The following is a 24,034-nucleotide window of genomic DNA, read 5'->3' on the forward strand; positions in this document are numbered from 1 at the left end:
TATAAATAGTGTATGAAGAAATTTTCTTTTTCACAAAAGTTACGGTTATTAACTGCTAAAAGTTTTTCTTTTGTTTTTGATCAACCACAGAGAGTAAGCATAACGCATATTACTATTCTTGGACGTGCTAATTCTCTAGGATATCCAAGAATAGGTTGCATCCTTTCTAAAAAAAACCTGAAATATTCTCACGAACGAAATAGAATAAAACGATTAATTCGAGAAAGCTTTCGGCAGAATCAACATATACTTCCGGAGATGGATTTTATAATCATTGCAAAACGTGGCATAGGAATACTTGACAACCATACTCTAATGAAAGGATTGGAGACATTATGGAAGCGCCATCTGCGTTTATCGCGCGGTTTTTAATTGCACTCATATACCTCTATCGGCGTTTCATTAGCCCAATAATAGGGCCGTGTTGTCGCTTTCAACCAACTTGTTCTCAATACAGCATTGACGTATTACAGAGTTTTGGAGTGCTAAAAGGTAGTTGGTTAACTATAAAGCGTATATTACAATGTCATCCTTTTCACTTTAGTGACCACAATCCAGTGCCGCTAGGTAAACATCGACTCCAGAGAACCTTACAGATGCCTTCGCAACGCAATTTTTTTCTCATTATTGTTTTTCTTTTATCCTTAGTTATTTGGCAAGGATTACAAATCCATAACTTGGTGCAGCCATTGCCAGCCCATGGTATACAGGGTACTGCTAATATAAATCATGCTATTTGGAACGAAGAAGTTTTAAAAAGCAGTTTAAATAAAGTCATTACAGTGAAAACTGATGTGCTTTCTTTAAGAATCAACACTCATGGCGGTGATATTGAACAAGCAGCGTTATTAACTTATTCAGATAAGTTAAGATCCACGCGTCCCTTTATTCTCTTAGAATCTAGACCTGATTTCATATATCAAGCACGCAGTGGTTTAACTGAAATTGACGAATCAGGGCATCCTGTGCATGATAGGCTTGTTTTATTCACTAGTAATGAAGAGAACTTCGAGCTATCAGAGAATCAAAATGAATTACGCGTTCCATTAACATTCGTAGGAAAAAATAATCTTACTTATATAAAGACATTTATTTTAAGACGTGGTGATTATGCTGTAACCGTTGATTACAAGATTCTTAATATGACCGAGAAACCAATAGAGCTTTCCATGTTCGGTCAGATACAACAAACTGTCAATCTACCAGAAGATCGCAATACTAATAGTAGTAATTTTGCACTACACACTTTTCGGGGGGCGGCTTATTCCAGTAGTGAGAATAAATATGAGAAGTATTCATTTGACACTATTATGGAGAATAAGAATCTTTCTATGATTACAATGAATGGATGGGTAGCAATGTTACAGCAGTATTTCGCTACAATTTGGATTCCACATACAATCGGTAGTAATTCTCTTTATACTAGCAATTTAGGGGATGGAACTGTAGTTATTGGATATCGATCTACACCAGTGAAAATTGCACCCGGTTCTCAAAAACAATTATTAGCGACATTGTGGGTGGGACCAGAAATTCAGGATCGTATGGCCAATATCGCGCCATACTTAGATCTCACCGTGGATTATGGTTGGTTGTGGTTTATTTCACAACCTTTATTTAAATTATTACAATTCCTGAACCGTTTTATTAAAAATTGGGGTTTTTCAATTGTCTTGATTACTTTAATTGTACGCACTATTATGTATCCACTAAGTAAGGCACAGTATACCTCAATGGCTCGTATGCGTATATTACAACCTAAGATTCAGGTCATGCGTGAGCGTTTGATCAATGATAAGCAACGTATGAGTCAGGAAATAATGGAATTATATAAAAAAGAAAAAGTAAATCCACTAGGAGGATGTCTGCCGTTAATGATTCAGATGCCTATTTTCCTTGGGTTATATTATATGTTGATTGGATCGGTAGAGTTGCGGCATGCCTCATTTATGCTCTGGATTCAGGATTTATCCGCACAAGATCCATACTACATTCTACCTCTTGTAATGGGAGGAACAATGTTTGGTATTCAAAAGTTTTCGCCAACTACTGCGACGGATCCTGTACAGCAAAAAATAATTGCTTTGATGCCAGTAATATTTACGATATTTTTCTTGTGCTTTCCATCCGGTCTTGTTTTATACTATATTGTGAGTAATCTGGTAACTTTATTACAACAGCATATTATTTATCGTGATTTAGAAAAACGCGGTCTATATGATCGTCATAATGATAAGCGTAAAATTACAGTTAGTAAAAGTTGAGTTACTAAACTCATTAGATCATTATATCCATATATAATAACTTATAGTGGATGTTCAATGACAATTTAGAAAAAGAAGATTATTTTCTATGTTGAGCGAATCAAAAGTAATATATAGTGTTTATTAGACACACTAGGTACAGTTATGCGAAATATGAAATATTTCTGAGTGTGCATTGCAACGAGTACATTAGAAAAGTGATGAACAGTGCACGGATGCATATCGAAAATGACTATATACTAAACATATTCCAAGTTTTCAAACAAATTATTACTGCAATCGTGTACTATAGATATAGCATTACACAGATCATATATAGGATCCCCTTATAATTGTTTATTATAAAGAGAGGGTGTAAATGACGAAAGAAATGCAAATTATCAATGTTTCCTCTTTAGGTAACTTGGATGCTTATATCAGAGCAGTGAATTCGTGGCCGATGCTGACGGCAGACGAGGAGCAAACATTAGCTAAACGGTTGTATTATCGGGGTGATTTATTAGCAGCTAAAACATTAATCTTATCTCACTTACGGTTCGTAGTGCATGTTGCGTGTAATTATTCTGGCTATGGTTTACTTAAGGCAGATTTGATTCAAGAAGGCAATATTGGGTTAATGAAAGCGGTACGACGCTTTAATCCAGAAGTTGGTGTGCGTTTAGTATCTTTTGCCGTACATTGGATAAAAGCAGAAATTCATGAATATGTATTACGCAATTGGCGTATCGTAAAGGTTGCTACAACAAAAGCACAACGAAAATTGTTTTTTAATCTGAGAAAAACTAAAAAACGTCTAGGTTGGTTCAATCAGGACGAAGTAGAAATGGTGGCACGAGAGTTAGGTGTGAGTAGTAAAGATGTACGAGAAATGGAATCACGCATGTCTGCACAAGATGTAACTTTTGATCCTCAGCCAGATAATGATTCTGAACATAGCACTCTGTCTCCAATGTTTTATTTAAAAGACTCTGCTTCGAATTTTGCACATGGTGTTGAAGAAGATAATTGGGGCGATTATGCTACCGATAAGCTTAGTTCGGCCTTACAGGACTTAGATGAGCGTAGCCAACATATTATTCGTGCCAGATGGTTAGATTCGAGTAATAAAACCACCTTACAAGAGCTAGCTACTCATTACGGAGTATCTGCTGAACGTATTCGGCAGCTTGAGAAAAATGCTATGAAAAAGTTACGTGTAGCTATTGAAGTATAATATATATGTTTTTTGAAAACTCTGATGCATTTAATCACCGTCATCATGACAAATATTCGGATACGTATTATATCATCTTTGATGACTGGTGATACAAGAGTGTGAATAATGATTTTTCTATATTGATCCTTAGTGTATGTAAGCGATATATGATGATCTAATACAGTCGTATATCATACTATTTTCAATCTAAATGTTGATGCAATAGGTGCTGTAAAAAGATTTTGAATATAAGACATTTGCGCTTTCATCACATGATTAATTATACGCGTATCATTAGGACTGTATCATAAAATGGTTGATCCATTATTATAGGTTAGTTTTTTACAATAAAAAATTTAGCATGAGTGTCAAAAACGGTTCAATGATTTATATATTGCAATATAGATGAATACAAAGAATTTTTAAAAGTATTTACTGAATGCATGATGTGTAGAGCACGTCAATAAAATTGAAAATAGCCACATGCATGTAGAGCATATATAGGATATTTTTTTGAGCACGATTTTACACTAGAAATGTATAGGGATTATCATAAGGTATTTCGAATAAAAATAGAATAATAAATCAGCATGAGTGCTTATCATGCATGTAGCACAGTTTATACATCAAGATATGTATAGCTGTTTGATTATGTCATAAACCATATGATTACTAAATGTACATAAAAACTCATTGGTATATTCTGACTTTTGGAGATGCATTGAGGAATATAAACTATCCAGACGTCTGATGTTGTATTGTTAATAACACAAATGAAGAAAACAGTACGAACGATTTTTTTCCCGCAACGAAAGTTAGGAAAGATAATAAACTACACAAAGGTGTATTTTAGTACAACTGATATGAATAATGATACTGTTACTCAGAATAGAATTATTGTTCTGCCTGATATGGCAGCACAACGTATAGATAATTTTTTACATACAAGGCTTAAAGGTATTCCAAGAAGTATGCTTTATCGTATATTACGGACTGGTGTTGTACGTGTTAATCAAAGACGCATCAAACCACAATATAAATTACAATTTGGAGATGAAGTAAGTTATCCTAATTTTGCTACGACACCACAAAAAAATACGATCAATACTTCGCAAGCAGCGATATTTTCTGCATTAGAACATTCTATACTTTATGAGGATGAGTATGTTGTAGGATTAAACAAACCTTCTGGAATAGCGGTTCATGGCGGAACTGGTTTAAGATTTGGTATTATTGAAGCTTTGCGTGCATTACGACCCCCTACATCATTTCTTGAATTAGTTCACCGCTTAGATCGTGATACATCAGGTGTTTTGTTATTGGCAAAAAAACGCTCATCATTGCGGATTCTTCACGATCAATTACGCGAAAAGAGTATGAAGAAAGACTACTTGGCTTTAGTACAAGGTCAGTGGCCCACACATACTAGAGTGGTAGATGCACCTCTTTTAAAACGGATAAAAGTGCATAATTATCAAAAGATGTGTGTTAGCAGCGCTGGGAAACCATCTATTACATTATTTCAGATAGAGGAGAGTTACGCACAAGTTGCAACTTTAGTTAAGGCCTCTTTAGTCACTGGGCGTATGCACCAAATTCGTGTGCACGCATCGCATGCAGGTCATCCTATTGCGTTAGATTATCGTTACGGAACTCATGAGTTCCGTAAGAAGATGAGTTATATAGGATTGAATCGTCTATTTTTACATGCCACTACATTATCTTTTATACATCCAAGAAATGGCAAACAAATATCTATAAAAGCGCCTCTGGATGATGAATTGAGGAAGTGTTTGGAAACATTGCGCGGTAAGTAGTACGCTGTATAGAGTGATAGTACTGATTTTTTATCACGTGGGTATCTTTATGAAGCTATATACTTTAATGCGTGTTTTTGAAGTCAGCGTGATGTGTCACTGTGACAACAATAAAACAGTTAGATGTTTTGGATAATGACCACGCAGTGGATGCATTCATAATAGAGATCATAAATATGCAAATAAAGTGAATAGTTAGTCTTTTATTACGGATGTTAAGACTCTTTAACTGTATGTATGATTTTTGTAAAATTAGTATATGGAAGATGAATAGAAGTGGAATATAGTATCAGCACTAAGAACGTGAGAACGAATTTTTTTGCGCATTTCGGGTCATATAATGTTCAGAGCTCGTGTGATATAACATTTTTTAACATAAATAGAGATATGAATAAGATTATAAGTTCATAACGTGCTGTATAGCATAATACGCAGTCTAGCTTTTCTGTGTGATAATATCTCTCTCTATATTGAACAGGAGATATTGAGTAAGTAGAGAATAAACCTCTGAGAAGCAGGACTACAAAGTAGTGTTTTGATAAGATATTTTATAGAGTCGATCAACAAGAGTGTTATCATTCTGCAGCTATTTTTTTAAATAAATTTTATTTCTCCAAAGCGCGATGGCGAGATTGTACGGTTTTACCATATGATCGAAAGTAATCTGCTAATTGATTCACGACATAGACTGAGCGGTGTTGACCCCCAGTGCATCCAATAGCTATAGTAAGATAACTACGGTTGTTTTTTTCTAACATGGGAAGCCATAGTTCTAAATATTTGCATGTATGTGAAATGAAGTTGTAAACTTCCATCTGTTGTTTTAGAAATTTTGTTACAGGTTGGTCGCAACCTGTCATGGAGCGCAGCTCAGGATGCCAGTGTGGGTTTGGTAAAAAACGTACATCAAATACATAATCAGCATCGATAGGAATACCATATTTAAAACCAAAAGATTCAAAAACTATTGTCAATTCACGCTTACGTTTTCCTGATAAGCGTGCACGCAGTATTTCCGTGAGCTGATGGACTGACAGTTCTGAAGTGTTAATCATTAAATCGGCTCTGGATCGAAGGGGAGATAAAAGAATATTTTCTTCTTCGATAGCATTTTCTAATGAAATATGCTGTTTAGATAAAGGGTGTAAACGACGGGTATCACTATATCTCCGGATTAATGTATTGCTGTCAGCATCTAGAAAGAGAAGCTGTGGTATAAAAAGATCTGGCAAATTAAGTAATACTTTTTCAAAGACTCCAGGGTGTTTCGGCATATTGCGAATGTCAATGCTGACCGCAGCAGATATATAACGTTCAGCTAATAAGCGAGCTAAATCTGGTAATAGAACTATAGGTAGATTATCTACGCAGTAAAAACCCATATCTTCTACTGCGCGCAAAGCTACAGATTTTCCTGAGCCTGAACGACCGCTTATAATCATTAAAAGCATTTTCCCTCCTGTGATGTTTTGTAAAAAGCTTTTGCAGTCAATTTATTTTAGGGGGTTTGCATGATCTTATTATAGCGAAGTAAAGTGCCCAATCACCCACTAATCTAAATGATATAATCATAGTTACAACACATGATCATTTGTATTTAATAGCTGTATACATCTAACAATGTTTATTAGACTTAGGTCATTCCTCTAAAAGCTTGTACTTGGTAAGCGTATTGGCGGAGTATGAACTATAATTTGTAATATTGTGTGTGATGCTTACGATGAAGGTATATGTTTGCAATTTTTAGGTTAGTCAATGACTGACTACAGTGTATACTTTAATTTTTGTTTATTATGCACATTAGTAATATTGCATAGTTAGTAGGAGGTATATATATTTTCATATCAAGCAAGCTCTTTTAGTTTTCAGTGTATTACCAGATTGTATTTTTGAAATATAAATTATATATGCATTAAATTATTACATGTTAATAGCAAAAAATAGATACAGAGCATAGGTATCTATGTCTTAAAAAGTTTTTCAGCAGTGCCATACTCTTGTCTCGCGATTGTTGGAAGAACGGATAACGGTGAGACAAATCAGATTAATTCCTGTGTCCTCACAAATAAATGTTAATTCTAAACAGAGTGATTGTGGATATGAACAACAAAGAGCAGGGTAGTATGGAAGAGCAAAAAAAGTTCTTTCGACATTGCATGCGTGATACACGTCAGTTAGTACAGGATACTATTTTCCATACGCCATTGCGGAAAAATCACACTCGAAGAACTTTGCAGCGTCTTTTATTAGAACAAAGAGATGAGAGTTATTATTTTTCTAACGAGTTTCAATCCATTGTATCTAACGAGAGTGCATTATATTATATACGTCATGATGTTCAGCGTTATGAGCTTAAAAAATTATATAGTGGGTACTATATACCAGAAATTTTTCTTGATCTTCACGGGTTAACTCAAATAGCAGCAAAAAGGGAACTAGGTACTCTGATTGCAACTTGTCGTAGGGAAAACCTTTATTGTACTGGTATTATGCATGGATATGGTAAGCAGGTGCTTAAACAACGCACGCCTTTATGGTTAGCAAAACACCCCTTAGTCATGGCTTTTCATACAGCACCTAAGAAGTTTGGTGGTGATGCTGCGCTATTAGTGTTAATAGAAGTAGAAAATCGGTGTTATCAGGGTAGTTAAAATAATTATTGCTATCATAACATTATATTATATGAGTCTTTTTGATGCTAAGGAATCAGGGTGCTTATATATTTTATCATTGAGAACAGGGAGTGCTAATGCAAATATTCTCTGAGATGCCGTGATAGCTTATAAAGCATCTGGATGTTACTTTATCATTAATGGATATAAGTTTTTAAGTTTATTATTAGTAATACAGAGATAAGAGTAGTGTAAAAATAGAGTTTGCTGTATAGCTATTTATAGAGAGAATATGAAATAAGTTAAATTTCTTTTAGAACGGATCGTTGTTTGTTTCGTAATTAGCATAGTCTTTATTCAGACGGTTTTGTTTAATAATTTGAGGGGATATATACCATTGTATTTTACTGGATATTGGTTTAGAACAGAGGTCGATACAGGCGACTGCTGAAGTAGAAAATATTTTATTTTTTGTTTGCGGACACAATACATCAAGCAGATTTCTAATAAGAGGTAGATGCGAAATAATCATCACTGATTGCGCCATGTCCTGTTCTAGTTCTTGAATATAAGTAATGATTTTGCTATGCAGTCCGCCTGGGATCAATTCCCATAAAATGTTGACTTTTAGAGGTAATAAGAATTCTTTTTGTATTGCATTGAATGTTTGTTGAGCACGTATATAAGGACTGATTAACACTTTTTCTACATAAATTAATTTTTTACTATATAGCCATTGTGCTATTTGACGAGATTCGAAATATCCGCGAGAGGTTAAAGGTCTGTAAAAATCATTAGTATATTTTGAGATAGACTCACCATGACGCATTAGAAAAATTTGCATATGATACCAGAAAATTCATATATAAGTGATAATCTAATTTAATTTTTTAAGATAGTCATGAGTTATGACTATACTATACTTTTCTCCACAAATACTAGTAAAGAAGTTCATTTTTTAGATTTTATAAGTCAAAATAATGTTAATTCTTTAAAAGACAAAACCTTCTTTTTATACCACTAAATATAATTTTTTTGCAAAAAATATCTTTTTGTTGAAGGTCGTTTTTTTATGACAGAGGATATACCTCTGGTATATGTGCAAGAGCTATAGATAGTATTATAGTATATACTATACTCACATTAATATGTTATCAAAGTAAAATAATACATTCAAAATTCTTGTATGTAAAGTGTCGTGATTATATTTTCGTGATGGTAAATCAAGAGTATTCATGATGTTTATACACTATAAGTAATTTTTTCTCCACAAATATCTTATTAGAGAGAACATTGGTTATATTCGATTATTGTCTATCCTAATGGTGTTTATGAATTTTGTGGCGAAATTTTAAAATCTTATGATTCAAAGTGCTTTTTTCTTAAAAGAGAACTATCTATGTTACAGTAATTAGTGTCATCATCTTATATAAGAACTGTCTCTCGGGTTATGTTACAAAATATTACGAGCAGATGCACAGGTATCGCCTATGCTATTATAGTATGTGTAATATTTGTAGCATTGTTAATGTGTGATCAGGTTGTTAAATTATAGTATATTATTTGAAAAATGGCATCCTGTTTACACAATGACTATCATATACATAGAATTATAAAAAGTGTAGTTAGAAGCTTTTCTGTCTGTTCATGTTGCCTAAAAATCATCATCATTGATAATAATGGTTTCTAGAAAAATAATTATTGCGGAGTGATTGTTAGTGATTGGCCTTATTTTGTATTATATTGAGACATTCTATATATGATTTTACATGTAAATATATGTCATAATGTTTATTAGTCTAACCTTTTGTAAATATGGCATAGTTTAATATTTGTTTCTATGCTAGGGGCGTGCGCTGGTGATAAATTTCATCAATATATCGTAACGATCCTCCACATATAGTTTTGATTGTCATCAGATTCAAGGAAGACGCGTATATAATAGATGGAAAACCCTCCACTATGCATATACAATCTTTGTGTATATTTAGTATATAAGATTTCATGTAGCATGAATGTTTCTAAGTGTTCATGGGTGATATGCCTTATAACATGATGGTTTGATGTAGATATATTTATAGAACAATATGACTTCATTAGTGTTTTTAGGAATCATATGTTTTTAATTTCTGATACATGGTGTGATATATATTCTAATATCGATGGTATATGTATAGAGAATTAATGCATCATGAATGCATGTCTACATATTTTAATAATAAGAATATATGTTGGATATTAAACATCATACAGACAGCAGCTAGGTTTTATTAAAATACTATCAACTATGGTATAGCCTCTTTTAATATAGTATTTAAAAGAAAATGTACTCACAAGTATAGAAAAGAGGTAGATAAAAGTATCACATTACACGACAGTAGTTATATTGAACGATAATTGTGTATGGTGAGTAGCATTCTGAGTTTTTGAGTAGATTAGATCACTGCTATAAGAATGTATAACTTGAAATAAAAATGATCGATAACAGCACAGATTGCATAGATTGAATAGATGTGATTACTACATGAATATAATGATTACATGCAGGTCGTATTGCAGTATAATGTGTAATTATATACTGGGTGTATCAGTAATTTCTCGTGTTTCCTATGTATGTATAGAGACAGTTCTATTACACAGAGAATATTATTAATATATGTTGCTATATTATATGAGATAGCATGCATCAATATTTGTATAATAGCATATCTATATACCAATGGTAATTGACAAAAGAATAAGTCGGTACAGTTATGAAACTTGGGCTCAGTATATGACATGAATATAACAAATTACTATTTATGATCGCACATTATGGTGTCTGAAAATTTACTACCTTGCTTTTCTAAAGATGAGCGCGTTAGGCTAAACAGCCTATCCAATAGGATATATCATTAAGCAGACGTGAAACATGAACAGTAATATCGATGGTAATAGCAAGTATACATTTACATGTAGAATGTATTTTGTTTTTTCGGCTGTTATGCTGCAAGATGTCAAAAAGATTCTTATTTAGTATGTATAAATATATTTAGCGAACAGTGAACGTCATTCCATTTCTAAGTAATGTTGAAAATTGTTGAATTATAGTGAAGAATTGTGATACCAAGTATTTAATTGTTGTTGAAGTGTATCGACACCTAATTTTTTCTTTGCAGAAAACAGTTCAATTTTTATTTTGTCTGCGAAGAGATTAGTTGCTTTTCGTACTGTATTCAACTGTATTAAATTAGAACTATGGGATAATTTATCCGCTTTTGTAAGCAGAATGAATATTTCAATTTTATTTTTTAGTGCTAACAGTATGATCTGACGATCTAGTGCCTGAAGTGGATGACGAATATCCATTAAAATTAATAATCCTCTTAGGGAGAGGCGATATTTGAGATAGCTGACAAGCAGGTCTTTACATTGTATCTTGATGCTGTGTGTTGTTGCTGAATAGCCATAACCAGGGAGGTCAGCTAATCGGTAACCTACAGATATTTGAAAGAGGTTTATAAATTTTGTACTACCTGGTGTTTTACTAGTTCTTGCAAGATTTTTTTGGTTTGTTAATGCGTTTAGTGCACTAGATTTGCCAGAATTAGAGCGCCCAATAAAAGCAATTTCAACGCCAGTATCTTCTGGAAGATAGTGAATGTTCGGCGCACTAGTAATAAAATGTGTTAAGTTGTAATTCCATACAAACATAATATATCTTCCATATTGACATAAATATACAACTATTATATACCATGTTGAAGTATATAAAATAAATAACATTTAACATGTTCCTAAAATGTAATTAAGTGGTTTATTGCGAGGATAAATTTTAATAGACAAGCGCTAGTGCTATGTAGACGTCCTTATACAACTTCATTTTATTACTCTGTATAAACTATGGATACAAAAGTCAAAGCACACAGTTCAGCTATATTGATCTTTGTATTTATGTTTGTCGTGAGATGTATTTCTGCGTACAATGATATGATCTCTAATAAGTTAAAATACTCGAATATGTAGGATATTTTGTGATTGATAATCAAAATCTATATATAGAGGTAATAATACATATGATATCAATATATATCTTTGATGTATACGTTATATCATATATAAGAGAAAAATATATATAGCTTATATAGCTTATATAGCTTATATAGCTTATATAGCTTATATAGCTTATATAGCTTATATAGCTTGCCTGATTTTTATTAAACCGTATTGCGTATTGCTAACACGATTCTTTGAGTGAATCTTAATGACATGACAGTATTAAGGACGATTGTTATAAGGATGCATTCTTTAATCTATCATTTGTAATTGATAGTAGGGTATATTCATAAAAAAATACTGGATAGATGAATCTTTATAACTAACAGAGAACATGTCTTGTATCAATATTACTGTGTATCAATAGTTTACGTATCAGTGGTTAATCGTTTGTCAAAAGCATGTGAATCCTATTCATATCAGATAATAGCCTTGTAAGATATATCCATCTATACAGTCGATTTATGATAGATTTAGAATCTATTCTTTTGTGCTACAGACAGCATGATTGGAGAAGGTGTGAAAAAATACTTTAGGTGTATGCCTACATCAGATTATATTGCGTCTCTATTAGCATTTGCTGCTGCCTGGAATAAAGAAGAGACGTGGTTGGCAACCCTGTATACGATTAGTCCGTTTTTAAGTCATGTCTAGAAAGAAGAATCGGTATTATTGTACCGCCAATAGTACGTATTTCTTTGTAGTTATTGAAAGCTTTATTGCAAAACTATATTTTACTGGCTGCTGATAGAAAATATAGAAACTGTACTTATCTAACATATAGTAGATGGAAAGTTTCTCTGTAAGGCATTATTGGATACATATATGATTAGATGTAGCATCATAGTATGGATAGAGTCTAAAATAAACGTAAAAACGCCTCTTTTGCATTTTTTATATATTATGTTAGTGTGTTCCATTGTATAAATGACCACACAGAGAGTTATTTTTCATGATTCATCAATATCTGATTGTACAGATTCTTATATGAATATGTTAAGTGTATGATACAAAAAGATAGCATTAAGAATAGTGTATGTAGTCACACAGAAAGATGGTAAGGTACACTACGCGTAGTACACACTATGAATATATAAGACATTGCTCACATTAGCACAGGTGGTAAGATTTTAATATAGCTGGTTTTTATATCAGCATCTTTTTGCTATTTTCAGATCTCAGTAACAACATAAAAAATAAGCATGTGTAGTATTAAGTTATGCGTGTCATGTGTCGTATTATAGATGATCCATACAACGTACAAGAGACTGTCTTATACAATCAACACCATAATAAGGAAAATTTTCTACTTTTGTAATGCGTCTCTATGAGAGAGATGTTATTTATACCCTAGCATTTTATATTACTTGAAGTCTATCATGTGAGATGTGCGATATGTTACTAAATCTTGAATTGTCACTACTGGCATTTTATGTTTGCGGGAAAATAATATTATTTCTGGAGCACGTGCCATGGAGCCGTCATCATTAGTTAGCTCACATAATACCCCTGCTGGTTTACAACCTGCTAACGTAACTAAATCAATGGTCGCTTCAGTATGTCCTACGCGAGTTAAAACCCCTCCCGCTTGAGCGCGTAAAGGAAACACATGTCCAGGACGATTAAGATCACTTGGTCTTGCATGATCAGCAATAGCAGTACGGATAGTGGTGAGACGATCAGAAGCAGAAACGCCGGTACTGACTCCTTTCACAGCTTCAATCGTCACAGTAAAACCTGTGCCGTAAGCGCTAGTATTATGATGTACCATCATTGGTATCTCTAGTTGTTTGAGACGTGTCTCATTCAGACATAGACACACAATACCACTACCGTAACGAATGCTCAGTGCCATTTGTGCTACAGTCATATTTTCTGCAGCAAAAACCATATCGCCTTCGTTTTCACGATTTTCATCATCTAACACCATAATTCCATCCCCAGAACTTAAGGCATTAATAGCTCGAAGCACACGTTCTTCGGATGTTCCTAATTTGGAAAGCAGCGACTGATTCATGGTACACAAACCTTTATAAATATTTGGATGACTAGAAGCGGGGGGTGTTTAGGAGCGTTACGTAAGAATCATTAATTATGTCGTGTTTTTCACTAAATTTATTTTTCTCCTATGTATATTTCATTACCGCTCCGAGATAATACCGGATCTACTGATTTGGTAGATATAATTGAAAATACTTACAGGTTGTAGCATACAAAAGGTTATCATTTTTCACAGTGTTTTTCTAAATTAATGTAATCTATCATAGCCTGGAATAAGTAATAGGGCAATTTATAAAATATACTATTAACCAGTTATATGGATTATGCTTAAGTGAAGAGATTGCTGTTGTTATATATTTTCTATAGTCTATGCTAATTATATGCATCGTTGATTATGTAATTTTTGTTTTTGATGGTGTATATTTGTTATGCAGTTCTGTAATAGATATAAAGTATGAAGCGATAAGTATAATATAATCAATAGATTGACCTTGTTTTTCCAAAGAGTTGAATACAGTTCTTAAGTATACTTTCATGATTATGAACGATATGTATCCTGGCATTTTTATGAGTGATGACGTAGCATAGAAACTAAAATTTCTAATATATATGTTGTGCAGAAAGAAGTATAAAAGTGCACTGCAATACATACAATTATGAAACATCATTGGGTTAAAGATTTGAAGATATGTGAGTGATGTTTTTGCTGACATAAGAATTATAGACATCTGTATATGTCATGCCCTTGCATGATAAGTGTTCGTAAGAGTATCTATGATTTTTTATTTTAGCATTGTATAATGACTATGAAATTATATAGGTCATCTTTAGAGGATAAAATTAGATATAATTAAAAAGATTCGATTATCATAGACAAGTCACTATAGTGTGAATTCATATGTATTTGTTATTATTTGATTAGTAAGTATGCTTTTTGTACACTATTGTGTAGTGTGGTGTGTATGAAAATAATATGCTAAAGGTAGCTTGCTTTACAAAAGGAATAAAGATGTTTATAATGCTCTAAATATATTAAAGTATGGACATGGAGGAGTGGCCGAGTGGCTGAAGGCACCGGTCTTGAAAACCGGCGACGGGAAACCGTTCCAGAGTTCGAATCTCTGCTCCTCCGTCAGTCAGTCTTTATACATCGTTTTATATTTTTGAACTTTCACGATAATGATTGCAACGCTAGTATTTTTGTGTTGTGCGGTATCAGGATTGGAAGCACAGTACATCAATTGATATGAATGATGCATACGCAGATTATGTAAAATTTATATCAGCGCATTCTGATTGTGAAGATATAGATTATATGTATATGCATAATGCCAAGTGTATTTTTAGTGCATCAATCTAATATAAAAAATTTTTTATATAATAAAGTACATATTTAAAATCGGTTAACTTAATTAATTTACATGTTTGTCTGTGAGTTGAGTATTTATAGATTAGATATAATCTATAACGTTTGTGATAGTATATATGGATAGTAGGATATATCCTACCATGTAGAAACTTTTTTATTATAACTATTTAGTATATAAAAATCTATTTTTAAAAAACGAAGATCCTTATAGACATAGTGGTTTTTTGTATTATATTAATAAACTTATGTATAATAGAATGTGCATTCTATGCAAGGCCATTATTCATGATATGTTATGATTAAGAGAAATATCTGATGTTTGGCATGTATTCCAGAATACGTGACCAATAAAGTGAATATTTTTGAATATTAAGTACTATGATATTTAATTGGTAATGATTTTATTGACTGGATATTCGTAAATCTATGTCTGTTTTAAATGTGTTGAATTTTCCTGACGAGCGATTGCGTGTCATCGCAAAACCTGTACAAAAAATAGCTGGAGATGTTCAGAATATTATCAATAATATGCTGGAAACTATGTATGCTAAAGAAGGTATTGGATTAGCCGCTACGCAGGTGAATATTCACCAACGCATCATTGTAATTGATGTTTCTGCAAATTGCGATAGTAGTTTGGTATTAATTAACCCGCAGATTCTCCATCAGAGTGATCAGATAGTAACCGAAGAGGGGTGTTTATCTATCCCTCAACAACGTGCTTTAGTTTATCGTTCTAATAAAGTTCAAATAAGTGCATTAGATCGCTATGGCTGCAATTTTCAATTAGAGGCATGTGGACTTTTGGCTATTTGTATTCAGCATGAGATGGATCATCTTATTGGTAAATTATTTATCGACTATCTTTCTTCTATAAAACGTCAGCGGATTCGTCAGAAATTAGTAAAACTATATCGTAAAAATAATCTCTAGTAACTAAATGCATATAGAGGTAAAAATATTTGTCGCATGTATTAAAAATTATTTTTGCGGGTACTTCTTATTTTGCACAGTGTCATCTTAATGCACTGCTATCTTCTAGTCATAAAGTAGTATCTGTTTTGACAAAGCCGGATAAACCATATGGCAGAGGTCAAAAATACACTCCAAGTCCGGTAAAGACATTAGCCATAGAATATCAGATCCCAATATTACAACCAGAATCGTTAAATGTTCCAGTGTATCAGGATTCCGTGGCTGCATTTGATGCTGACATTATAGTGGTTGTGTCTTACGGCCTTATCCTGCCTCAGGCAATTTTAGACATCCCCCCCCGTGGTTGCATTAATGTACACGCTTCGCTTTTACCTCGCTGGAGAGGGGCTGCACCTATTCAGCGAGCTATATTGGCTGGTGATAGAGAAACTGGAGTAACTATTATGCAGATGGATGCTGGTTTGGATACAGGATGCATTTTGCATACACTGCCATGTCCAATTTCACCTACTGACACTAGCGCTACATTGTATTCTCGATTATCTCATTTAGGATCAGTTGGTTTATTGACAACACTAACGAAATTAGCAACATATCAATGTTCTCAACGTATACAAGATAACAACAAAGTAACATATGCAGAGAAACTGCGTAAATTAGAAGCTCGATTAAATTGGTCGTTGTCTGCTCTTCAGCTAGAAAGGTGTATTCGTGCTTTTAATCCCTGGCCTGCAAGTTATTTTATGCTGGATTCTCAACATATTAAGGTATGGAGAGCTTCTGTATTACCCGCTTTGGTTACTGGAAAAGTGCCTGGAGAGATTGTAAAGACAACGCATGATGGTATTCAAATGTGTACTGCAGATGGTATCTTAAATATTGAAGAACTACAACCGGCCGGAAAGAAACCAATGACAGCACAAGAATTTTTGAATTCTCGTTATAAATTATTTATTCCAGGTCGTGTTCTTGCCTAATAGAGATTATGGTGCATTTCCATATTGTTGGTATTTCACTACATGTTTTCTGGTATATTCTTCTAATATTGAATATATAATAACTAGTCTGACAAACATATACAGCATATATATAATTACTATTTTTGAGACGTCACTCTCAATAGCAAAACTATGTTTTATACGCAGAACAGCGTAAATTTTTTAGCGTACATTACGTGTCATTGCATGAGATAGCATCTCTTTATGAGATTAGGTGTGGAATAATATAGTAGTTTTTGATAGTTATTTTAATAGTCATTTTGGTATTATGGTGAATAGTTCTACTAGAACAGTGCATGTCAGTAGTATAGATGCATGCATAGGTTATGGTGAATTTATCATCTATACCACATCATATGTAGTAGTATATGCCCTGTAGGTAGATGGTGTCGTAAGATCATACAGAGGTAGTATGTGTACTGATTACACCATAAGAATTCTAAGAGATACTCAGTGGTTACTGAACCGCGGTTCCTGTATATTTCTTACGTAGTATTTTTTTAGATGGACATATTTTTGATGATAGTAGATGACATCAGAGAGATTTTTCATTAGGTGATAAAGAAAAAATAAAAAGTATTCATCTTCAGCATCATCCGTGTGTTTGGGCATACTCATAAACTTTAATCAAAAAATTGATGTATCATGGGACACATTTTTTATTTTTAATACTAAGATGCTCGATCTCATGTCAAGACATTTCAAACAAAGTAACAGCACCATTGTACTTGCATAAAGTTAAAGCTTTCATTTTTTTAAAGTTGGAAATCGCATTTCGCTGTATTTGACAAAGCGACTTTTATTTTTTATTTTAAATACAAGCCAAATGCATAGGAATATAGGAATACCAATATAAGTTGCAGTCACGTCACACCAATTAAGATGATCGAGATAAAAGGCTTGGTAATTTTGTCCTAAGGTGATGATCACACAAAGAGTGAAGGCAAAGATGGGGCCGACTGGAAAAAAAGTAGAGTGATATGGTAGTGTATTTAGGTGAAAACCTTGCGCTATATATCCTTTGCGAAAACGGTAATGGCTGACAGCAATGCCAAGCCAGGCAATAAATCCTGTTACTCCTGATGCGTTTAATAACCATAGATAGACGCTTTTGTTGTTAAATAAAAAAGTAAGAAAACACAGTCCCGCTACTAGAGTTGTGGCATATAGCGCAGTATGAGGTATGCCTCTGTGAGATACTCTTGTAAAGATACGAGGTGCTTTACCATCACTTGCGAGAGCATATAGCATCCGTGTAGCGGCATAGACACCGGAATTTCCTGACGATAAAACTGCGGTTAGGATCACCATATTCATGATGGTAGCTGCGGATGCTAGACCTGCGTGTTGAAACACTAATGTAAATGGACTGATACTAATATCTTGGATATTATTTTTTAAAAGATTTTGGTCAGTATATGGAATAAGCATACTAATAACTATAATAGAAAGTACATAAAATAATAAAATTCGCCAAAATATTTGGCGAATCGCACGTGGAATGTTTTTTTGGGGATCTATAGATTCACCAGCAGTAACACCAATAAGTTCCGTGCCTTGAAATGAAAAACCAGCCATCATTGCAACGCGAATAATCGCAGGCAGGCCACCTGGAAAAGGCGCATCATCAATAGTCCAATTATACCATATTGAGTTTCCAGAATTATGACTAATATTAAAAATTAGAAAAGTACCAATAATCACAAAAATGATAATGGTCGATATTTTTACTAATGAGAACCAATACTCCGCTTCACTAAAACCTTTAACTGATATGTTGTTGAATAGGAAGATTAACCCCAAAAAGAGTGCGCTCCATATCCATCCAGGAGTACCTGGAAACCACCAACCCATAATTATCTGAGCTGCAACGAGATCGACCGCTATAGTTATTGCCCAGTTATACCAATAATTCCATCCTAATGCAAAACCAAATCCTTCGTCAACATATTTAGACCCATATACAGCAAATGAACCGGAAACTGGCATAAAAGCAGCCAGCTCACCTAAACTGGTCATCAGAAAATAGACCATTACACCAATTAAGATGTAAGAGAGTAACGCCCCTCCTGGTCCAGCTTGAGCGATTGTAGCACCAGAGGCGACAAAAAGACCAGTTCCTATAGATCCACTAAGAGCTATCATCATTAAATGACGAGTTTTCAATGCTCTTTTTAAACTAGTGTGTTGTTTTTTTTTCATATCATCATGTATATAGATCAGTTAAGATTTTGCAAAAGAAATAAAAATGATAATAATTTATCATTAGTAATGTTATAATAATAGTATTTGATACATTGGATTAATCATACATTATATTGATCAATCATATTTTATAATTTAGAATGATCGATTGTTATCATATTTATGATCTATGTAGTATCCAAGATTTTAGTTCTTAAAAGTGTTGTAGTGTAGTTGCTATATCTATATCAGCATTGAATATAATTCTGTATTCTCCGTTGTTAGTTACGATCACTCCATGCTGGCTATAGCCAAAGGACAGGTGTATCAAGATCGCGTGTCTCTTATTACTACAAGATATATATATTTGTAGCACGTGTATTTCATACCACTCGGTGTCTTCATTTACATGGAGGCGATTCATAAACATGATGTGTTTTGAAGCGTCAGTAATATTGTATCTTAGTATGATCTTGGTAAGAGTACTTAGATATTACATAAGTATTTTTTAAGAGCAAGACATTGTTATAGAAATAATGTTTTTTATATAGAATGATTTTTCTGTGCGGCATCTAGTTGAAAACTTATTATTTGTAGAGGGTCTAATCTCGATTCTTATTAATAGCACGTATAATATGAGTGAATGGATAATTGACTCTGCTTAATTTATGGCGTTTTTTACGAATTCTTGTGTTCAGTTTAGGTAACCGAAGATTTTATAAGCTATGAATTTAGAAAAAGTATGACATAGTCATGTGCCAGCATCATATCATTATTATTTTCTGGTGCGGTAGTAGGTGGTCGCTGTGTTGAGATATGAGGATTTCATGATAAAAATATATTAATGATCATAGTGATTTAATGTGGACCTTCTATTTATTGTAAGGATACTCTTATATTTTTTTAATGCTATGCATGCAGTCCTGCGTTTTGTAATAGGATTAGGCGGTTTGAGTGACCTTTTTAATACACATTTTAAATTAGTGTGTCAGTGATTATGGAATATGATAAACATATTATATAAGTCTCTTTTTTTGCTAATTCTCTCTTATAAATAACCTTCTGGGATTTGATAGTAGTGATAAAGGTATATTTTTATAGTATAATGTTGAATACATATCTGTGTATAATATGTGTTTGCACAAACTTATCCAGTGTAAAGATAGCATATTTTTAAGCATATAAAATAAGACTTTATGCTTAGGATTGCGTGTCGTTTTATGCGATATCACAACAGCCTGTGCTCTTTTTCAATGAAGCGGCTGTACTTTTTGAAGTCTAGGCGGTAATTACTATTAGCGCGATGATGATGTTATCAGAAAAATATTTATAACTTACGCTGAATGAGCACGGGGCTCTTACCCCGTGTATGTAGATAATTTATATAAACTATTGTGTGATATAACAGTCATTAGAATTTATATATTAAACCAAGTCCTATAGTATTTTTTGTAGAAAATCCTGCGTTAGTATTGAAGTCATTCTTTTTTACTAGATTGATTTTGTAATCAACATAAGTTACTAGATTTTTGTTAAAATTATAATAAGTGGCTAAGTCGATATACTTATATAGGTCTTGATTGCCAAAGGAAGTAATTTTTTTACCTATAGATTGTATATAAGCTAGCGAAGGACGAAGCCCGAAGTCAAATTGATATTGCGCTACTGCTTCAAATTTTTTTTCTCTGTCAACCATACCTTGTTTGATCTCAGTTGATTTAATTTTAATATAGGTATTATTTCGAGTTTCACCGTACATAGTGGCTAAGTAAAGATTATTAGCGTTATATTTAATTGCAGTAGACCATGTTTCCGCTGTTGGGTTTTGTTTGCCAAAGTCAGCATTTTTTTGGTTTTCAGTTCTATCTGATCTTGTGTAAGCCGCAGATACTGCTACGCCCGTTGGCGCTCTGTAGGTTACTGCCCCTCCTATTCCCTTTCCATTTTCTGCATTAATATCTTTTTTTTCGGAATGCGCGTGATTTTTTCCTTGATATTGTAGTGCAAAGTCCAAACCATCAATTAAACCAAATAGGTTACTATTACGATAAGTGACTAAGTCATTAGAGTGGCCGATTAGTCCATGACCAGGGCGAGTAGAACTTCCTCCTGATGCTGGTATAGTATTTGTCCATGCTAATGGATCGTAGCCCACTCCATAGTTTTTACCATAATCAAAAGTACCATAATTGCTAAATTTTAAACCAACAAATCCAACACTAGGTTGATAGTGAGAGCCATTTTCTGCACCAGACGGCTTAGTTTGAATACTATATGTTAATTGTCCATAACCAGTTAATAGATCGCTAATCTTAGTTTCACCCCTTAAACCAACAAGGATGCGTGATTTTTCACCTTCATCATGAACATTGCTAGAGACTTGATGATTCAGATCCATTTTACCGTATAAATTTAATTTATTGCCATCTTTTTTATAGATCTCTGCAGCATGCACAGAACCAGCCCCGAGTAGAGCTGGTAGCATTAGTGCAAGAATTTTGCGATGCATCATTTTATGATCCTTATTGGATTGATTACCCAGGAAACTGTTACCTAAATATTTTCGATAATAGGTTTTACATAAACTCTCAGTAGAGTGTTGTTCTCTCTTTTGCTTTAGAGATTTTATCACTTCTGAGGTGATTAATCTAGTCTGAAAATAATACTTGTCTTTTCATTACAGTCAACCTATCTGTGGTATTATAGTTTAGTCATTTATGATGACATCAAAATAATAATTTTGGATTATGTATGATGATTTTTTATATGTGTTTGCTGCTTTGGTATGCCATAAATTTAGAATGATGTTTCTAATCTTATATTATATTACGGTATAATATTGTATTGAATTACAAACATAAGAGATTAGAAAGAAACGTTACGTGTTGTTCGCGGAAAAGCAATAACATCTCTAATGTTTTTCACTCCTGTTACGTAGGACACTAATCGTTCAAACCCCAGACCGAAGCCTGAATGTGGCACTGTACCGTAACGACGAAGATCACGATACCACCAGTAATCTGTGATGGATATACCCATTTCTACTAAACGCATATCTAATATATGCAAGCGTTCTTCTCTTTGGGATCCACCAATAATCTCTCCAATACCAGGCGCTAAGATGTCCATAGCGGCAACAGTTTTACCATCTTCGTTGAGACGCATATAGAATGCTTTTAAATCTTTAGGGTAATTTTTGATCACTACTGGTACTTTGAAATATTTTTCAGTGAGATAACGTTCATGCTCGGATGCTAGATCCAAACCCCATTGAATTTGGTGACTGAAATTTTGTTTAGATGATATTAGGATATTGATAGCATCATCATAACTAATTGTTGTAAATGGGTTTGTAATACAATGTTGTAAACGTGTGATCACATCTTTGTTTATTCGTTCTTCAAAGAAAGCCATATCATCCGCACGTTCAAGAAGAACTACTTGGAATACATATTTAAGCATGATCTCTGCAAGATTTGCAATATCTTCTAGACTAGAAAATGCTATTTCTGGTTCCAACATCCAAAATTCTGCTAGATGACGACTGGTGTGCGATTTTTCTGCACGGAATATAGGGCCAAAAGTATAAATTTTTGAAATAGCACTAGCGTATGCCTCACCATTTAATTGACCTGAAACAGTTAAAAATGCTTCTGTTCCAAAAAAGTCTGCATCGTAATTAACGCTTCCTGTTTCGGTGCGAGGAAGGCGTTCCATATCTAAAGTGGAGACACGGAACATGTCTCCTGCTCCTTCAGTGTTTGAGGCGGTTATGAGGGGGGTGGCAACCCAGAAAAACCCTTGATCGTGAAAAAAACGATGTAGAGCTTGTGCTAAAGAATGACGTACACGCGCTACTGCTCCAATGATATTAGTTCGTGGTCGTAGATGAGCTACTTCGCGTAGATACTCGAGACTATGATTTTTAGCTGAAATTGGGTAACTGTCTGGGTCCTCTACCCATCCAATGATTTCTATATTAGTTGCTTGCATTTCAAAGATTTGCCCTTTACCTGGCGATTTTACCACTTGCCCCGTGATAACCACAGAACAACCTGTTGTTATACGTAAGACATCAGATTGTTCATGTGTAGCTACAACCTGAATAGAATGGAAGCAGGAACCGTCATAGACAGTGATGAAGGAGATACCAGATTTAGAATTCCTACGGGTACGAACCCATCCACGTATAGTCACTGTATTGCTTGGAATCACTTGTCCTTGTAGGATAGCTGCTATAGAAATGACCGTCATATGATCCTCCTAGAATCACACATAGTTTTCATAAGAATGTTTGGCATTATGGTATCTCTATATTTTAGCATTGATTAGTATGTTTTATTTCTTAATGCACAGAAGAGATAAGAGACCCATCGTGGATATACGATACGAGACTATTATGAATACTATATTGATTTAAAGCGCAGAGCTGATGTGAGTAATAGATACTTATGAGAGGCATGAGAGTATCAGAGATAGTGTATTACTTATAATAGATATATGCATGAGTATTTAAAATAATTAAAATTGTAGGTAAGTATAATTCTATATGTGTATGTTTTTATATGTTAGAGTTTTTATATGTTATACATTAATTGTGCAGTGATATACAGCACGGTGATT

Annotated in this window: 14 protein-coding genes and 1 tRNA gene; 8 read left to right on the top strand and 7 right to left on the bottom strand. The window is 33.6% G+C overall.

Annotated elements, in window-relative coordinates; genetic code table 11:
* The first annotated feature begins 12 nt into the window (after positions 1–12).
* From rnpA to rluC, 4 genes are all read left to right on the top strand, one after another.
* Complete coding sequence (gene rnpA, locus ERCIKOCA2762_RS00425) at positions 13–372, top strand: ribonuclease P protein component (RefSeq protein ID WP_157988268.1); 360 nt, start codon at positions 13–15, stop codon at positions 370–372.
* Positions 336–2,264: a membrane protein insertase YidC gene (gene yidC / locus ERCIKOCA2762_RS00430; protein WP_157988269.1), complete on the top strand. Its 1,929-nt coding sequence runs from the start codon at positions 336–338 to the stop codon at positions 2,262–2,264. Before rnpA ends, yidC begins: the two co-directional genes overlap by 37 nt.
* Before the next feature lie 358 nt (positions 2,265–2,622).
* Positions 2,623–3,477 (top strand): RNA polymerase sigma factor RpoH, encoded by an 855-nt coding sequence (gene rpoH / locus ERCIKOCA2762_RS00435; protein WP_157988270.1) that lies wholly within the window; start codon positions 2,623–2,625, stop codon positions 3,475–3,477.
* Between the two features lie 845 nt (positions 3,478–4,322).
* Positions 4,323–5,276 carry a 23S rRNA pseudouridine(955/2504/2580) synthase RluC gene (rluC, locus tag ERCIKOCA2762_RS00440; protein ID WP_157988757.1) on the top strand — a complete coding sequence of 318 codons (954 nt, stop codon included), beginning with the start codon at positions 4,323–4,325 and terminating at the stop codon, positions 5,274–5,276.
* Positions 5,277–5,881: 605 nt separating this feature from the next.
* Here the strand turns inward: rluC and rapZ are convergent.
* The gene (rapZ, locus tag ERCIKOCA2762_RS00445) at positions 5,882–6,727 is read right to left on the bottom strand and encodes an RNase adapter RapZ (RefSeq protein WP_157988271.1); all 846 of its coding nucleotides are present in this window, start codon (positions 6,725–6,727) and stop codon (positions 5,882–5,884) included.
* Between the two features lie 648 nt (positions 6,728–7,375).
* On the opposite strand from rapZ, the gene smrB reads away from it, so the two are divergent.
* A complete protein-coding gene (gene smrB, locus ERCIKOCA2762_RS00450) occupies positions 7,376–7,927 on the top strand; it encodes an endonuclease SmrB (RefSeq protein ID WP_157988272.1) in 552 nt (183 codons plus the stop codon).
* A 274-nt stretch (positions 7,928–8,201) separates the two neighbouring features.
* On the opposite strand, the gene sixA is transcribed toward smrB, so the two are convergent.
* From sixA to ribB, 3 genes are all read right to left on the bottom strand, one after another.
* Positions 8,202–8,732: a phosphohistidine phosphatase SixA gene (sixA, locus tag ERCIKOCA2762_RS00455; RefSeq protein ID WP_157988273.1), complete on the bottom strand. Its 531-nt coding sequence runs from the start codon at positions 8,730–8,732 to the stop codon at positions 8,202–8,204.
* Between the two features lie 2,240 nt (positions 8,733–10,972).
* Positions 10,973–11,581, bottom strand: coding sequence for a ribosome biogenesis GTP-binding protein YihA/YsxC (gene yihA / locus ERCIKOCA2762_RS00460; RefSeq protein ID WP_157988274.1), 609 nt, complete (start codon positions 11,579–11,581; stop codon positions 10,973–10,975).
* Between the two features lie 1,705 nt (positions 11,582–13,286).
* Complete coding sequence (ribB, locus tag ERCIKOCA2762_RS00465) at positions 13,287–13,940, bottom strand: 3,4-dihydroxy-2-butanone-4-phosphate synthase (protein WP_157988275.1); 654 nt, start codon at positions 13,938–13,940, stop codon at positions 13,287–13,289.
* A gap of 1,031 nt (positions 13,941–14,971) precedes the next feature.
* Here ribB and ERCIKOCA2762_RS00470 point away from each other — a divergent pair.
* The 3 genes from ERCIKOCA2762_RS00470 (at position 14,972) to fmt (ending at position 17,206) form a co-directional block, all read left to right on the top strand.
* A tRNA-Ser gene (locus tag ERCIKOCA2762_RS00470) sits at positions 14,972–15,056 on the top strand.
* A gap of 663 nt (positions 15,057–15,719) precedes the next feature.
* Positions 15,720–16,226 carry a peptide deformylase gene (gene def, locus ERCIKOCA2762_RS00475; RefSeq protein WP_157988276.1) on the top strand — a complete coding sequence of 169 codons (507 nt, stop codon included), beginning with the start codon at positions 15,720–15,722 and terminating at the stop codon, positions 16,224–16,226.
* Positions 16,227–16,255: 29 nt separating this feature from the next.
* On the top strand, positions 16,256–17,206 hold the full coding sequence (fmt, locus tag ERCIKOCA2762_RS00480; RefSeq protein WP_157988277.1) for a methionyl-tRNA formyltransferase: 951 nt from the start codon (positions 16,256–16,258) through the stop codon (positions 17,204–17,206).
* A 768-nt stretch (positions 17,207–17,974) separates the two neighbouring features.
* Here the strand turns inward: fmt and ERCIKOCA2762_RS00485 are convergent.
* From ERCIKOCA2762_RS00485 to asnS, 3 genes are all read right to left on the bottom strand, one after another.
* Positions 17,975–19,429, bottom strand: a complete 1,455-nt coding sequence (locus tag ERCIKOCA2762_RS00485; RefSeq protein WP_174233972.1) for an amino acid permease — start codon at positions 19,427–19,429, stop codon at positions 17,975–17,977.
* A 1,393-nt stretch (positions 19,430–20,822) separates the two neighbouring features.
* The gene (locus ERCIKOCA2762_RS00490) at positions 20,823–21,923 is read right to left on the bottom strand and encodes a porin (RefSeq protein WP_157988278.1); all 1,101 of its coding nucleotides are present in this window, start codon (positions 21,921–21,923) and stop codon (positions 20,823–20,825) included.
* A 353-nt stretch (positions 21,924–22,276) separates the two neighbouring features.
* Positions 22,277–23,665 (bottom strand): asparagine--tRNA ligase, encoded by a 1,389-nt coding sequence (asnS, locus tag ERCIKOCA2762_RS00495; RefSeq protein ID WP_157988279.1) that lies wholly within the window; start codon positions 23,663–23,665, stop codon positions 22,277–22,279.
* Between the last annotated feature and the right edge of the window lie 369 nt (positions 23,666–24,034).

This window comes from Candidatus Erwinia haradaeae (assembly GCF_900698935.1).
Taxonomy (GTDB): Bacteria; Pseudomonadota; Gammaproteobacteria; order Enterobacterales; family Enterobacteriaceae; genus Erwinia_E; species Erwinia_E haradaeae_D.

What these genes read in the sequence shown, in the direction of transcription:
- ERCIKOCA2762_RS00490 (WP_157988278.1), bottom strand. Translation starts at nt 21,923, where the DNA reads ATGATGCATCGCAAAATTCTTGCACTAATGCTACCAGCTCTACTCGGG.
- sixA (WP_157988273.1), bottom strand. Translation starts at nt 8,732, where the DNA reads ATGCAAATTTTTCTAATGCGTCATGGTGAGTCTATCTCAAAATATACT.
- rluC (WP_157988757.1), top strand. Translation starts at nt 4,323, where the DNA reads ATGAATAATGATACTGTTACTCAGAATAGAATTATTGTTCTGCCTGAT.
- yidC (WP_157988269.1), top strand. Translation starts at nt 336, where the DNA reads ATGGAAGCGCCATCTGCGTTTATCGCGCGGTTTTTAATTGCACTCATA.
- rnpA (WP_157988268.1), top strand. Translation starts at nt 13, where the DNA reads ATGAAGAAATTTTCTTTTTCACAAAAGTTACGGTTATTAACTGCTAAA.
- yihA (WP_157988274.1), bottom strand. Translation starts at nt 11,581, where the DNA reads ATGTTTGTATGGAATTACAACTTAACACATTTTATTACTAGTGCGCCG.
- asnS (WP_157988279.1), bottom strand. Translation starts at nt 23,665, where the DNA reads ATGACGGTCATTTCTATAGCAGCTATCCTACAAGGACAAGTGATTCCA.
- rpoH (WP_157988270.1), top strand. Translation starts at nt 2,623, where the DNA reads ATGACGAAAGAAATGCAAATTATCAATGTTTCCTCTTTAGGTAACTTG.
- rapZ (WP_157988271.1), bottom strand. Translation starts at nt 6,727, where the DNA reads ATGCTTTTAATGATTATAAGCGGTCGTTCAGGCTCAGGAAAATCTGTA.
- smrB (WP_157988272.1), top strand. Translation starts at nt 7,376, where the DNA reads ATGAACAACAAAGAGCAGGGTAGTATGGAAGAGCAAAAAAAGTTCTTT.
- ribB (WP_157988275.1), bottom strand. Translation starts at nt 13,940, where the DNA reads ATGAATCAGTCGCTGCTTTCCAAATTAGGAACATCCGAAGAACGTGTG.
- def (WP_157988276.1), top strand. Translation starts at nt 15,720, where the DNA reads ATGTCTGTTTTAAATGTGTTGAATTTTCCTGACGAGCGATTGCGTGTC.
- ERCIKOCA2762_RS00485 (WP_174233972.1), bottom strand. Translation starts at nt 19,429, where the DNA reads ATGAAAAAAAAACAACACACTAGTTTAAAAAGAGCATTGAAAACTCGT.